Source organism: Candidatus Latescibacter sp. IFSED24 (assembly GCF_058273205.1).
Genome location: NZ_CM177850.1, coordinates 3,532,799 through 3,547,477, shown reverse-complemented (window position 1 = coordinate 3,547,477; position 14,679 = coordinate 3,532,799). Strand labels below are relative to the sequence as shown.

Here is a 14,679-nt window from a genome sequence, read left to right as displayed (position 1 = left end):
GACCGTGGATCAGATCGACAGATGCAGGTACGTGCGCACCTCCCACTCGGTACCGTCACCCTGCTTGCTGATGTCGTTCTGGAGATCGTCCCAGCTCGTGTAGGCTGGCTCGTCATCCTCGTCCAGACCGTAGGGCAGACGATAGCGGTTGGAGGACTGATCGAGGGTCCGGTACAGGAACCGCATGCCGATCTTGGTTTCCGGCAGCCCGAAGTGCTGCGGATCACCCAGCGACCAGGACACGTCGGCCACCAGCTGCAGCGGGAAGGTGTAGTTCCAGTCGCGGTGGTAGTCGTAGACGCCCCAGTCGTTGATCTTGACCATGCCCATGAGCGACCACGAGTTGTGGATCAGCCGGACGTCGGCGCCATAGCGGTGGATGATGCGGTTGAGGTTGGTCTGCAGGAAACGGCTGTTGACGGCGTCCTGGCTGCCGTCGAGCGTGTCCACGTCGGTGGCCTCGAAAGTCCAGCCGTTGGGTTCTGCTTCGCCGGCGTAGAGGTTGGCGATCAGCCGTGTTCTCTGGCCCAGCTTGGCCGCGATGCGCGAATGGATCTCCCATTCGACATGACCGGGCGCCGCGCCCGGGAAGGCGAACTGGGTGATGCCGTCGGTGTCGTAGAAGACCCGTGCATCGCGGGTGGTGGGCATGTTCTTGTAGACGAAGCCCAGGTTGAAGGCCCAGGGGGCGCCCTCGCGCTTCTCGTTGTCCCAGGCGTAGAACCAGGTGGTCGGATCCGGGTCGTAGGTCAAAAGGACCTCGAAGGCCGTCATCTCGCGGTTCTCGAGCACGGCGAAGGGGTCGGTGGTCTTGCCGGTCACCGGGTTGTAGAGCAGGTTCCGGCCCACCAGGAGTTCCGACCGGTCCTGATCTGCCGGCGCGGCGGGGATCGGACCCACGTTGGGCTTCTGGTACAGGAAGTTGGGTCCGATCTGCCAGTCGCCCGTGTTGTAGGTGAAGCCGGTAAGCACGTTCTTCTGGTTGCCCAGGCCCGAGTCCTTCAGCTTCCAGCCGGTGAAGGTGATGGTCTCGGTGGGGCCGGCGTCGGCCACCAGGCCCATGTAGGCGCCCTGGCCGTACCAGCGGAAGGCGCCCTTCTCCAGGGAGACCTTGCCCTTGAAGCCCCAGGTGTCCTCGTTCTTGATCTGGTCCTCCTTGACCGGGGCATCGGGATCCGACGGGTCGTAGAGATTGAAGACGTCGTCGACCTTGGGCGACCCGGACCATAGCGCGCCGCCCTCGAAGGCCCAGTCGCCGTAGCGGGTGGCCGCCTGCAGCGAGGCCTTGCGGGTTTGCTCCACCGGCTGGACGCTCGACGTGACCGAGGCGTCGCCGGCGGCGATGTCTTCCTGGAAGATGCCGGCGAGGGCGAAGCGACCGACGTCGCGCTGGTACTTGAGGAAGATGGCCGGGTTGGCGCCCCACCAGAGCTGCGGGCCGAAGGCGGCCTTCAGTCCGCTCAGGTCGTGCTTGAAGGCCACCTCGGCACCGATCGGCGCCATGCCGTTGTAGATGTCGATGTTCTCGCCGTAGTAGGCGTTGCGGTAGAGCCCGAAGAAGTCACCCTCGAAGCCCCAGTGCAGGTGGCCGGTCCGGTAGAAGGCGTTCATCTCGAACCACTTGTCGTCCCAGCTCAGCGAGGCCTGGTAGACCTTGACGCGTTCGATGTCCTCTACGAGGAACGCGTCCGCCTCGTACCAGTTGCCGCTGCCCGGGGGATTCGCCAGTCCGTTCCTCAGCATGACGCTCGGGCGGCCGCGGTTCTCGTAGAAGATCTCGTCGACGGGGTTGCCGGGCACGTTGCCCAGGATGTTCACCGACACGTTGGCGATGACGTTGTCGGCGGGCTTGGCTTCCGCGTCGATGTAGAACGACTGCATGTGGTCGAAGCCCATGAACGAGGGGTAGTCTCCGAGGGGCAGGGCGGGGAACTCGGGCGTCGTGGTGACGGTGCCGCCGGTGCTGTAGGTCTCGAACTCCATGCGTACGCCGGAGATGCGCACCTTATCCATGACCGAGGCCTCGCGCGCGGCCTTGTCGCCGCGGGCCTCGAGCAGGCTCCGGCTCGGGGTGATGGTGTCGAAGTGCGCACTGATCGTCGCCAGATCGGTGCCGGGGGCGTAGGGGTCGAGCTTGAAAGCCTCCGCCAGGGCGTAGTACGCCGCGCGTGGATAGAGCTCGAAGAAGCCATGGGCGTTGGTGGGACCCTTGGCGCAGATGCCCCACCACTCCTCGTTCATGTTGTTCTCGCCGTCGACATAGTCCTCGACGTAGGCGCCGTTGGGCCAGGACGCATTGGTGTCGTGGATGTCGAGGCGCTCCTCCTGGCGGAACTTCCACCAGCCGTCGGCCCACTGGAAGATCATGCCGCCGACGTGGTTGCCCTCGAGCCCCTTGCCGTAGGAGCGTTCGTAGATCTCCCGCCACTGCCCGATGAGGTAGCGGGCCTGCATGGCCTGGTCCTCGCTCATGGTGCGGGCGTTGAAGGCGTCGGAACCGAACTCGGTGTAGCACAGCGGGATGTCCATGGCGTCCTTGACCCGCTGGTTCATGTCGCCCACCGAGATGCCCCGGTACTGGTTGGTGCCGAAGATATCGAGGTTCGGGCACTCCTCGACGATGATGTCGAGGTACTGGATGTCGCCGTTGGCCATGCTCACCGGCCGCTTGCTGTCGCGGGCGTGAATCTCGTCGATCAGTTCGCCCATGAGCGAGTAGAGGAAGCGGGCCCGTGTGGCGTTCTGCTCGCCATCGGGCAGGGCCTCGATCTCGAAGGAGCTCCACGAGAGGCCGTAGTTGTTCTCGTTGCCGAGCAACCACATGAGCACGCCCGGCGTGTCCTTGAACTCCTCGACCATGGCGGCGATCTCGCCCTTCACCATCTCGCGCAGCTTGGGGTCGGAGTAGTCGGTCACCGGTACCCAGACGCCGTCGATGCTGGCGCCCCAGCGGGCCACGGGATGGTTGAGGATGGTGTAGATCCCGTAATTCTCCCAGATGTACTCCACCCAGTGCGGCGGGATGCCCACGTACTGGCGGATGCTGTTGACGCCCATGTTCTGCAGCATGGGCATCTCCGTCGCCAGCACGGACTCGATGAAGTCGTCGGGCTTCCCCCAGAAATCGTAGGAGTAGTTCTCGCCGATGGGCATGTAACCCCAGTTCATGCCGAAGACCATGAAGTCGCGGCCGTCGACCTGGAGCTTCATGCCACGGGCATCCTTCAGCACGGAGACCTGTTCCACGCGGTCGGAGCCGGCGGCCTGGGCCGGAGGGGGCGATCCCAGCATCGTGAACAACATGAGCGCGGTCGCGCCGAGGGCCATCAGCTTGGAGTGGCGGCGGTTGTCGGTCGCTGTCGGTATCACGAGATCCTCCTTGACGCGGTGGTTCGGACCTGGGTCGAGGACGGGGCATGCTCGATGCCGGGAATCGATGGAGTCGATGAGCCGCGTTGGGACCGAGCGGGTAGGTGTTCCAGGCTCCACTCCGCGTTCTTTGTTCGGAACCCGAACATAGTGAACGATTCCGCGGAACCTGTCAAGTTGGGAATGCGCGTGAAATCGAGAATGTCGCGGACGCCATGACGTTGGTGTCGATCCCATCAACAATTTCGTCCGTATCGAAAAAATGCTTTGTGCGGAGACCGAACATAGTGTAAGCTGGACCGTGTGCGGACACAGTAGTCATCGATACGCAGAGGCTCGACAACCGAGACCCGACCACGGAGGTGATATCCTTCGCTGGCGGGGAGTCCTGACGGGATCGCGATCCCGTCCCAGCGAGCCGGCGCCCTCTGCACTGGCGCTCGGGCCACCCATCGGGCGTCGCCAGCGGCGGAATGTCGGCCTGAGAGGTTTGGAGCGATGAAAACTCGAGAGAAAGCTCTGGTGGCGATCGCGGCGGCGATCTTTCTGATCCCCGTCGCGGCCTTCGCCGCGATTCCGGAATTCACCCAGGATTTCGAGTCCCTCGATGCGGCCGATCCGGACGTGCTGGGCAACGACGGCTGGCTGATCTACGCCACCGTCTTCGAATCGGGCAGCGGCGATGTCCTTTACGGCTACGGGCCGTTCCCGGCTCCCAACGATCCCTCGGCGCCGGCGTTCAGCAACGTCGTCACGGGCGAGGGCGGCGTCGAGCAGGGCGATCAGCAGCTGTCGGTCTTCAGTGACTACGAGAACAGCGAGGCGCATCTGGCGGGCGACCTCATCGAGGCCAACGTGTACAAGGAATTCACCATCGAGGCCGCCGACGTCGGCAAGGTCTGCACCTTCGCCTTCCAGGCCAAGATGGGCGCGCTGGAGCCGCCTTCCACGGCCGCGGCGTTCATCAAGACGCTCGACCCCAACGCCGGCTACGCCATCACCAACCTCGTCGACGAGGACATGACCGCCATCCCCGAGGCCTGGGGCGGCTGGTCGCTGCAGTTGACCATCGACGCGGGCCTGGTGGGACAGCTGTTCCAGGTGGGTTTCACCAACACCTGCACCGACTACGACGGCTCCAGCATCTTCTACGACAACGTGGATCTGAGCACCGAGGGCGGCAGCACCCCCGAGGGCATCGAGGCCTACAGCCAGGATTTCGAGGCGCTGAACATGGCCGACCCGGACGCCCTGGGCAACGACGGCTGGCTGGTCTTCGCCAATGTCTTCGAGGCCGGCACCGGCAACTACCTCTACGGCTACGGGCCGTTCCCGGCCCCCAACAACCCGTCGTCGCCGGCCTTCTGCACCATCGTCAGCGGCGAGGGCGGCGCCGAGCAGGGTGAACAGCAGCTCTCCGTCTTCAGCGACTACGAGAACGCCGACGAGCACCTGGCGGGCAACCTCATCGAGGCCAACGTCTTCCAGGAACAGACCATCGGCCCCGACGACGTGGACAAGACCTGGGTCTTCGAGTTCCAGGCCAAGAAGCCGGCTTTCGGGGGCGTGACGCCGCCGACCACGGCCCTGGCCTTCATCAAGACCATCGATGCCGGCAACAACGTGACGAACTTCGTCACCGTGGACATGTCCGACGTCACCACCACCTGGGGAAGCTACTCGCTGAACCTGACCATCGACGCCGGCCTGGTGGGCCAGCTCTTCCAGATCGGCTTCTCCAACACGGCCACGGACTACGACCCCTCCACCGTCATCTACGACAACGTGGCCCTGAGCGAGTATGTCGTCGGGGTGCCCGACGTCTCCAGCGTGCTCGACGCGGCGCTGCGCCAGAACTACCCGAACCCGTTCAATCCCCAGACCCGTATCGAGTTCTCGCTGGACCGCGCCATGCGCGTGGACCTGGCGGTCTACGATATGGCTGGTCGCCTGGTGACGAATCTCGTGAGCGAGGATCTTCCGGCCGGCGATCATCACGTGACCTGGAACGGCCGCACCGAGCGAGGAACGACCGCCCCGTCCGGCCAGTACCACTACGTCATGAAGACCCCGACGGGTCAGACGTCGCGCAGCATGGTCCTGCTGAAGTGACATGGTACGGGGTCTGTTCCTGACGATATCTTGAAGATCGGGCCCCGGCATCAGCCGGGGCCCTTCGTCATGATCGGAGTGGCCGGCCGCGGCACGGAATGCGGCGGCGTCGGCACGCCCGGTCGATCCAGGACGGAGGCGAGAAGTGCATCTCGATCGCGTGCGTTGCTCTTTGACCCTGCTGGCCGTCGTGGCCGTCCTGGCCGCCGCCCAGGTCGCGGGGGCCGCGGCCATTCCCGTGGAGGTCGTGCCCACCGCCGACGGCGGCTGGCAGCTGTTGCGTGACGGCGAGCCCTATGTCCTCAGGGGTGCCGGAGGCGACGGGCCCAAGGACATGCTGGCCGCGGCCGGCGGCACCACCTTCCGCACCTGGGGCGTGGGACCCGAGACCGGGGAGCTCCTCGACCTGGCCCACGACCTGGGGCTGACGGTGGTCGTGGGCCACTGGCTCGGCCACGAGCGGCACGGCTTCGACTACAACGACGTCGACCAGGTGACCGAGCAGTTCGAACGCGTACGGCGGGACGTGCTGGCCTACAAGGATCACCCCGCCCTGCTGGTCTGGGGGGTCGGCAACGAGATGGAAGGGTTCGGGGAGGCCGGGAACGCCGCGGTCTGGTCCCACGTGCAGGCCGTGGCCGCCATGATCAAGACGCTGGATCCGCATCATCCGACCATGACGGTGACCGCGGACATCGGCGGGCGGCGCGTGGATGCGGTCCACCGACTCTGTCCGGCCATCGACATCATGGGCATCAACTCCTACGGCGGCATGCCGTCCATTCCGCAGCGCTATCGGGCGGCGGGCGGCACCAAGCCGATCATCATCACCGAGTTCGGGCCGCCGGGGACCTGGGAGATCGAGCTGACCAGCTTCGGCGCGCCCCCCGAACTCACCAGCACCCAGAAGGCCGCCGTCTACCGCGACGCCTACCAGCGGGGCTGCCTGGACTCCGGCGACCTCTGCCTCGGCGCCTTCGTCTTCACCTGGGGCTTCAAGATGGAGGCCACGTCCACCTGGTTCGGCATGTTCCTGCCCGGCGGCGACAAGCTGGCGGCCGTCGACGCCATGACCGAGCTGTGGAGCGGCCGGCCGCCGGCCGACCGCTGCCCGGAGATCCGGTCCTTCGGCCTGCGCGGTCCCGACGTGGTGGCGCCCGGGGACACGGTGCGGGTCGACCTGGCGATCGTGGATCCGGAGGGCGCCGAGGTCGCGGTGGCCTGGACCATCCGCGGCGAGGCGGAGGAATACGTCACCGGGGGCGACGCTCAGGCCATTCCCTTCGAACTGGACGGCATCATCATCGAGTCCTCGCCCGCGGGCGCCACCCTCGTCATGCCCGGCGGCGGCGTGTACCGCCTGTACATGACCGCCAGCGACGGCCACGGCGGCGGGGCCACGGCCAACGTGCCCCTCAAGGTGGACGGCCCGGCCGGGCCGGTGCGCCTGAAGATGCCGCTGGCGGTCTACGCCGACGGGCAGCCCGCCCCGTGGGCACCGTCGGGCTGGATCGGCACCTTCGACGCGTTGAGCATGGACTACCGATGCACCGACTCGCCCCGCAGCGGCGAGACCTGCCTCCGGTTCACCTACGAGCACCCCGGCATGTGGGCGGGGGTGGCCTGGCAGCATCCGGCCGACGACTGGGGTGACCAGCCGGGCGGTTTCGACCTGACAGGCGCCAGGAAGCTGACCTTCTGGGCCCGCGGCGAGGAAGGCAAGGAACGGATCGACTTCGGGGTCGGCCTGCTGACCTCGGGCAAGCCCCATCACGACACTGTCCACGCGGAGAAGAAGAACGTCCGGCTGGGGACCGAGTGGAAGCGCTACACCATCGACCTCGGGGGCGAGGACCTGTCGCAGGTGAAGACGCCGTTCGTCTGGACGGTGGGAGGGCAGGGGCGCACGATCACGTTCTACCTGGATGATATCCGCTTCGAATAGGCCATGCTGCCAGTGATGCTGACCGGGAGCCAGAGCGAAACCTGAAGTCCGTCGTGAGGACCTTCATCGCGCCCCGGTGATCCCGCGCTAGCGCGTCAACACCATCCGCCCCCCCGTTTCCCGTTCGCCGGCCCGCAACCGGAACAGATACACCCCACTGGCCACCGGCCGCCCATCCTCCCCCCGCCCATCCCAGTCCACCCCGTGCCGCCCGGCCGCCCGCACCTCGTCGCACAGGACCCGCACCCGCCGTCCCGCCAGATCCACGATCTCCACCCGCACCGGTGCCGCCGCCGGCAGCGCGAACTCGATGGTCGTGCGGCCCACCAGCGGGTTGGGATGCGGCGGCCCGAGCAGCAGGCTCGCCTGGGTCGTCGACCCGCCGCCCGGCGCGGCGGTGACGATACCCTCGAACGCCCAGGCGTCGCCGAGCGTCGGCCACCAGGAGCCCCGGCCGCCGAAGACGACCAGCCGGTCCGCGGCCAGGTCCATCACGGCCACGTGGCTTTGTCGCACCCCCGGATACACGTCCCCCTGATCGAGCTCGACCCAGTGCGGGGTCGCGCCGAGCTCGAGTGACCACAGGTCGCCGAGCTCGCCGGGGTCTTCCTGGCTCCCGCCGTGCAGGAGCACCCGGTCGACCACAGGGTCGTACGCTGCGGCGTGCGAACAGCGCGCTACCGGCTGCGGCCCGCCGAGCCACAGCTCCTGCCAGGCCGGCACGTCCCCGAGCGAAAGTGCCCACACGTCGTCGAGATAGTGGTAGGCATTGTCCAGGCCCATCATCATCAGCATCCGCTGGCGGACGGGGTCGTAGATGGCCGTGTGGCCGTCGCGGGGCAGCGGCGCCGTGTCCAGGTCCAGCTCCTGCCAGGTGGGTGTGTCGTCGAGCGAAAGCGTCCAGGTGTCCGCGAGCGTGCCGGTGGCCGTGCTGTAGCCGCCGAAGACGACCATGCGCTGGTTCGCGGCGTCGTAGATCGCCGCGTGGCCGCCGCGCGCCGGCGGGGTCGGCCCGTCCGGCTCGAGCGGGCGCCACTCGACGACCGGTTCGAGCGAGAGCGTCCACACGTCGGCGAGGGCTCCATCGCTGTAGCCGCCGAAGAGGACGAGCCGCCGGTTCGCCTCGTCGAGGATGACCGTGTGCTCCATGCGCGGCTCGGGATCGGTGGGCCAGGTGCCGGCCGGCTCGATCACCGACCAGGCCGGCGACTCGCCCAGCGTGAGCTGCCAGACGTCGTTGCCATACCCGTCGGTGACCCGCGTGCCGCCCACCACCAGCATGCGCTCGCCCACCGGATCGTAGACGGCCGCGTGGCGGTAGCGCCGGCCGTCGTACGTCGGGATCGGGATCCAGGAGGAGTCGGTGCCCAGATGGAGGCGCCAGCAGTCGCCGAAGTAGTACGGCAACTCGTCGATGTAGCCGCCGAACACGATGGCGTCGCCGAAGTCGGGCCAGTAGACGGCCGTGTGCCCCCGGCGTTCCCGCGGGGCCTGACCCGACGGCGTGACCTCCGACCACGCCGGCGCCATGCCCAGCTCCAGCCGCCAGACGTCGCCGTACATCTGTTCGCCCTCGCCGCCGTGGATCACCAGGTCGTGGCTGCCCGGGTCGATGTAGCCGACGTGGCCCCGGCGGGCGGGCGGCCGCTCGCCCGCCGGCTGCAGCTCGGACCAGCCCTGGATCCCGGAGCACTGGAACGCCCAGACGTCGTCGTATTCCTGGCTGACGTCGGTGCCGCCCATCATCAGCAGGCGTTTGGCGTCGAGGTCGAACGCCACGACGCAATCGAAACGCGGATCCGGCGACTGCTCGCCGCTCTCGATCTCGGTCCACATCGGCGCGCCGTGCAGGTTCATCTCCCACATGTCGCCGAGGACGTCGCCGTTGAAGCCGCCGTAGACCAGCATCCGGTGGTTGACCGTATCGTAGGCCACCGCCGCGCGCTGGCGCCCCGGCGGCGGCGTGCCGCCGACCTCCAGCAGCGACCAGGTCAGGGTCTCCGTGGTCAGGTCCAGCTCCCACACGTCGTTCAGGAAGGTGTAGCCGTCGGACTGGCCGCCGAACACGAGCAGACGCCGGTCCTCGGGATCGTAGATCGCGCGCTGGCCGGACGCTCCGATGGGAGGGCCCTCGCCGAGTGGCGTCACCGGCCGCCACACGAACTCGTCGGCGGGCCGCATCTCCCACATATCGTGGAGGCCCGCGCCGTGCTGGCCGGCCCACATGATCAGTCGCTGACCGATGGGGTCGGCGACCATGACGTGGCCCATGCGGTGGCCGGGGCACTCGGGGGCGGAGGGGAGCTGTTGCCAGGTTCCGGCGCGGACCGCCGGCGGGGTGAGCAGGACGAGGGCGGCCAGGAAGAGGCCAGCCGCCGGGAATATGCGGACGTTGGGCGACGTCGCCGGCATGATGGGCTCCTCGGGCTGGGTGGGGCTGCAATCTCCTGAGAAGAGTTTATCACATCCGGGGGCGGGAGCCCAGAGCGGCGCCGTCCTCGATCCCGAGCCACCGCCAATCGTCACGGCCGTCGCGGCGGCCCCCAGCCTTTCCGGCAACGCAGCCCCGGCATCAGGACGACCGGGTGCCCCGCCTCCTCGCGCACCCCGTCGGGCCACGCGAACGTGGGGTCCAGCGAGCGGAAGTGCTCCAGCGTGTAGGGCCACATGGCGATCTCCGCCACACCGCGCGAAGGTCCGGGCCGGATGTGGCAGCCCGGTCCGAAGTCCACTTCCCCCAGCTCGGTCGCGATCATCAGGCGCGGCAGCTCGCGGCCGCTGCCGGTGCGGCGCAGCTCGGTGGCGATGCCGACGATGGTGTCGATGTCCACCGGTCGCCCGGCGTTCCAGCGTCGCTGGATCTGCGCGCCGGCGACGTACAGGTGGTGGAACTCGAAACCGAAACGGCGGCAGCGGGAGGCGAGCGCCCGCATGGCGAGCGCGCTGTCGTTGACATCGTGCATCAGGCAGGAGTTGAGGTAGACGGTGACGCCGCGCTGCTGGAAGAGCTCGACGACCCGGCCGTGGGAGTCCTGGAGCTGGTCCGCACTCAGGACCAGTGTCTCCAGCTCGAAGCGCACGGGGTCGGCGACCTCGAGTTGCTGCAGCGCCGTGTAGCGTTCCACCACCGAGGCGTCGTAGAGCAGCGGCTCGTCGTGGAAGACGCGGCTGCGCATCCGGAAGGATCGCACGTTCGATCCGTCCCGCAGGGCGTGCACCACGCGCTCGACCTCGTCCAGCGAGTCGGGCAGGTCCGTGTCCGTGCGCAGCACGGCGTCCGTGATCTCGGGTCGTGACGCCACATATTGGACGATCTGCTCGAGCTGGCGCTCGTCGCAGTCGGCCCGCACCTCGACGCGGGTGCGATGCACGCGGCAGAGCTTCTCGCAGCCGCTGGCCACGATGTCCGGTCCGATGTCGGGCAGGTAGCCGTAGAGTTCGGCGATCTGCTCCTCGTCGTAGGGAAGATCCTCGTCATCAAGGTCGTCGACATCCGGCAATTCGACGCGGGGGGTGACGAAGAGCGACTCGTCGCCGATGTCGGCCATGAAGCGCGCTTCCAGCATGCCGTCGGCGTTCTCGCGCACGCCGTCGATCTCCAGGTCGCCGGCGAACTGGCTGAAGTACTGGCGGGTGTACGGGGTCCGGATCCAGAGGAAGTCCGGGTCGGCCTCGTCGCGCTCCACCGCCCAGCCGCTGGTGAACCAGTCGATCTTCCCGATCCGCGTCGCCGTCGTCATGTGGGGGATCGCGCGGTCCGAGAGCCGGGCCCGCAGGTCGTTCGCCGCCCGCAACGCCGTCGAGATCGGGCTCCAGTAGCGGCGGTTGCCCTTGATCGCGCTGCAGGGGAAGAAGATGTAGTGCATCTCGGCGCCCCGCAGCCGCAGTTCGTGGAAGAGCCGGGCCAGCGTCTCGCCGTCGTCGTTGCAGCCGGCGAGGAAGGGCGTCTGGACGTAGACCGGAATGCCGTTGCGCGCCAGCTCGGCGATGATCTCCAGCGACGCGACCGAGGCCTCGTCCGGATGGATGAAGTGCCCGGCGACCTCGAGATGCTTGCCCACCGCCGCCAGATCCTCGCGCGCCTTGATCAGGAAACGCAGCCAGAACCCGTCGTGAGAGCGCAGCATCTGGGGATGGTAGGAGATGGTGCGGGCCGCGAGGCGCACGGTCTCGATGTGGGGGATCCGTGCCAGCCCGTAGATGGCCTGCTCCACCGTCTTCCGGTTCATCAGCGGCTCGCCGCCGGTGAGCACGACCTCCCGGATGTGGTCGTTTTTCCCGAGGTATTCCAGCGCCGCGTCCACGTCCGCCACCGTCGGGGGCGGCTGCTCCCGGCATTCCTTGTGCTTGCGGAAGCAGAAGCGGCAATAGACCGGACAGCTCATGTGGAGCACCAGGATCACCCGGTTGTCGTACATCTGCTCGACCACGCCCTGGTGGAACTGGCCGATCCACGTGTGGACCTGGCCCTCGTCCGAGAGCTCGTCGCCGAAGGGGAGGTACTGGTAGCCGATGCCCTCGGAGAGCCGGACCTGCCGCAGCGTGTGGTGCGAGAGCCGCACCGGGTAATCGCGAAGCACCCGCCGGATGCCGTCGCGTTCGTCCGCGGGAACCTCGACGTTGCACAGCGCCTCGTACTGCTCCAGCTCGACCACGCTGACGAAGCCGTTGCCCGGCATCATCTCTTCCAGGAACATGAGCAGGAGTTCCCGGGGCAGTTCTAGATCCCCGCAGCGTACCTGCGCAACCGATCGGGGCGACGCCTGGCTCAAGGCGTCCAGGACCGTCCGGATGAACGCCTCGGCCTGGTCCTCGAAGCCGCAGGCCGCGATCAGCCGCGCCAGGCGTTCCTCACCGTCTCCCTCGCCCAGCACGGCGGCCAGCCGCGGTCCGACGACGGTCGCCACGCCGTAGCGGTCGAGGAAGTCGACCAGGCGATCCTGCACCAGACTGATGTCGAGTTCACCAAGCGAGAACGGTGCCGTGTGACTGCCCGACCAGATGCCGGTTTCGGAATGCATGTCTTCTCTCGCTTTCACTCGCGCGAACCAGGATGCTCGAGAATGGCAACTCCTTTGCGGAGCCGTCTCCTGCGAGACGGCGAGTAGCATGAACAGACGTGGCCATCGTTGGCACCTTACCAGAAGAGCGGTCGACTGACCAGGAGCGCCGCCGCTTGCGGATCCTCTCGCCTCGGATCCAGGCGGTGGCCGACCCGTCCCTGGCGGATCGGCCTCCTGCTCACTGCACGAGCAGCAGCTTCTGCGTCTGTACCTCGGATCCGGCCGCCAGCCGCACCAGGTAGGTGCCCGACGCCAGTCCCCGGGGCCGCCAGGTCAGGTGGTGCACGCCCGCGGTCCTGGTGCCGTCGACGAGCTCGGCGAGTTCCCGCCCCTGGAGATCATGGACGGACAGCCGCACGCGCCTCTCGGCACCGAGGGTGAAGCTGATCTCGGTGCTGGGATTGAAGGGGTTGGGGCTGGCCGGCAGCAGGCGGATGTCCGGGGTCGGCACCTCCACGCCCGTGACGACGACGTCCACCGTTTCGCTGGCCAGGACCACGGGTTCGTTCGAGCTGGCGGCGTGGTACTCGAGGAAGGTCGCCACCTCCGGCGTGTCGAATCCCGCGAGGTGGTCGACGAAGGCCGGATTGACGCTCTGGAAACACACCTCGACCTCGACGCGCGCGGCCGCCGGGATCCGGTAGCGGATCACGTCGGCGCCCGAGCCTTCCTGGCCGTCGGTGCGGTTGAAATCGTCGTCCTCGGTAGCGGCGCCCACGGTGGCGATCAGCGCCCACTCAGGATCCGCGCTGGTCGTGCCGGCCGCCGGCAGCCGGTTGTCCTTCAGGAACCCGGCGGCCCGCAGCAGGGTGTAGGTCGCCTCGTCGTTGACGTCGTGCATGATGCCCTCGTAGACCTGCACCTGCCCGGGCTCGGTGATCAGTTCGTGGTGGGGCTCGAAGGATTCGTCCACGCCCGCGATCCGCCCCTCGGCATCCCACGCCCCCGAATCGAAGACCACCGCGCCGGCCTCATCGTAGGCCGTGAGGTGCACCCACACCCGGCGCAGGGGAATCCCCGTGGGCAGCTTGTGGCCCGTCAAGTTGCGCAGGGTCACCGCCACCTCGGTGTGGCCATCGACCAGTTCGACGTCGGTGGCCAGCTCGACGGTGCGCTCACGCAGGTTGACCAGCGTGTGCTCGATGGTCGCGTCGAGGTGCTCGGACTCGGCCGTCACGCCGATGGCGTCGGCGTTGTCGCGGAGGATGCCCAGCATGTAGGCGTTGCCGCCCACCAAATCGTGGGTCCAGTAGGGCTCGCGCTCCACCGTGTGCCAGGGCGGCATGGTGGAGATGTCCACCGGGTCTTGCGACCGCGGCATGTGGCACTCCTGGCAGGTGGTGCCCGCCGCGGCATGATCGCTGGCGACCCATTCGGTGTAGGCGAGCTGCTCGGGAAATTCGCCGGCCACGTTGCCGTCGTCGTCGACGTAAGGGGTGAAGAGGTTGTGGCAGGTGCCACACAGGCCCGACTCGGCCAGGTGGGCGCCACCCACGGGCAGAAAGCCGGTGATGTTGACCATGGGGCCGGTGAGCGGATCGGCGTAGGGGCCGTACATGAGATGGTCCTCGTTCACCTCGTAGCCGCCGGAGAAGCTCTCCTCCTGGCCGAAGTTGTCGCCCCGGACCTGGTGGCACAGGGTGCAGCTGACCCCGTCGAGGGCGAGCTCGTCCGCCGTCATCTCCGCCACCGAATAGGGCAGTTCGCCGGCCAGCTCGGCCTCGGCGTGACCCAGGGGCGCATGGCACCCCGTGCACTTGTCCTCGATCACCGACTGGAGCTGCGGGTGGGCCGCCACTTCCGCCGAGACGGTCGCCCGCCAGAGCGGATCCTTGGCGGCGTTGGCCATCATGGTCGACCGCCACTGGCTGGTCGGGGAGATGTCCACCCCGTCCTCGATCATGATCGTGCCGCTGCCTGTGTGGCAGGCGGCGCACACCCCCGCGCCCGCGAAATGCTCGGAGTAAGAGGTGGGGAGCGGCTCGCTGGCGAGGCTCGCGGCCACGGGGAGCAGGATGGTCAAAAGGGCGGACAGGCACCGGTAACGACTCATGGCGATCAGACCATCCTTCGGGGTGGGGTGTGCGAGACGACGCTTCGGCTTCACCAGTTGCGGATGGTGGCCCGGGCGGCCGGGACCGTACGATCCATGCCGCCCATATGATAAAAGGTTCATGTTAATGCGCATTC

6 protein-coding genes are annotated in these 14,679 nt (G+C 67.7%); 2 read left to right on the top strand and 4 right to left on the bottom strand.

All coding sequences use genetic code 11. The features are described from left to right. Positions 1 to 9: 9 nt before the first annotated feature. Positions 10 to 3,369 carry a glycosidase gene (locus IFSED24_RS14390; protein WP_491332168.1) on the bottom strand — a complete coding sequence of 1,120 codons (3,360 nt, stop codon included), beginning with the start codon at positions 3,367 to 3,369 and terminating at the stop codon, positions 10 to 12. A 498-nt stretch (positions 3,370 to 3,867) separates the two neighbouring features. Here IFSED24_RS14390 and IFSED24_RS14385 point away from each other — a divergent pair, with 498 nt between their 5' ends. Continuing rightward, the gene (locus IFSED24_RS14385) at positions 3,868 to 5,481 is read left to right on the top strand and encodes a FlgD immunoglobulin-like domain containing protein (RefSeq protein WP_491332167.1); all 1,614 of its coding nucleotides are present in this window, start codon (positions 3,868 to 3,870) and stop codon (positions 5,479 to 5,481) included. Positions 5,482 to 5,626: 145 nt separating this feature from the next. Then, a complete protein-coding gene (locus tag IFSED24_RS14380; protein WP_491332166.1) occupies positions 5,627 to 7,426 on the top strand; it encodes a glycoside hydrolase family 2 TIM barrel-domain containing protein in 1,800 nt (599 codons plus the stop codon). An 87-nt stretch (positions 7,427 to 7,513) separates the two neighbouring features. Here the strand turns inward: IFSED24_RS14380 and IFSED24_RS14375 are convergent, their stop codons facing one another. From IFSED24_RS14375 to IFSED24_RS14365, 3 genes are all read right to left on the bottom strand, one after another. Beyond that, positions 7,514 to 9,838, bottom strand: a complete 2,325-nt coding sequence (locus IFSED24_RS14375; RefSeq protein ID WP_491332165.1) for a Kelch repeat-containing protein — start codon at positions 9,836 to 9,838, stop codon at positions 7,514 to 7,516. A 110-nt stretch (positions 9,839 to 9,948) separates the two neighbouring features. Beyond that, entirely contained in the window at positions 9,949 to 12,447 is a 2,499-nt protein-coding gene (locus tag IFSED24_RS14370; protein WP_491332164.1) for a radical SAM protein, read from the bottom strand. A 220-nt stretch (positions 12,448 to 12,667) separates the two neighbouring features. Beyond that, positions 12,668 to 14,542 (bottom strand): T9SS type A sorting domain-containing protein, encoded by a 1,875-nt coding sequence (locus IFSED24_RS14365; protein WP_491332163.1) that lies wholly within the window; start codon positions 14,540 to 14,542, stop codon positions 12,668 to 12,670. Positions 14,543 to 14,679 lie beyond the last annotated feature (137 nt).

What these genes read in the sequence shown, in the direction of transcription:
- IFSED24_RS14385 (WP_491332167.1), top strand. Translation starts at nt 3,868, where the DNA reads ATGAAAACTCGAGAGAAAGCTCTGGTGGCGATCGCGGCGGCGATCTTT.
- IFSED24_RS14370 (WP_491332164.1), bottom strand. Translation starts at nt 12,447, where the DNA reads ATGCATTCCGAAACCGGCATCTGGTCGGGCAGTCACACGGCACCGTTC.
- IFSED24_RS14375 (WP_491332165.1), bottom strand. Translation starts at nt 9,838, where the DNA reads ATGCCGGCGACGTCGCCCAACGTCCGCATATTCCCGGCGGCTGGCCTC.
- IFSED24_RS14365 (WP_491332163.1), bottom strand. Translation starts at nt 14,542, where the DNA reads ATGAGTCGTTACCGGTGCCTGTCCGCCCTTTTGACCATCCTGCTCCCC.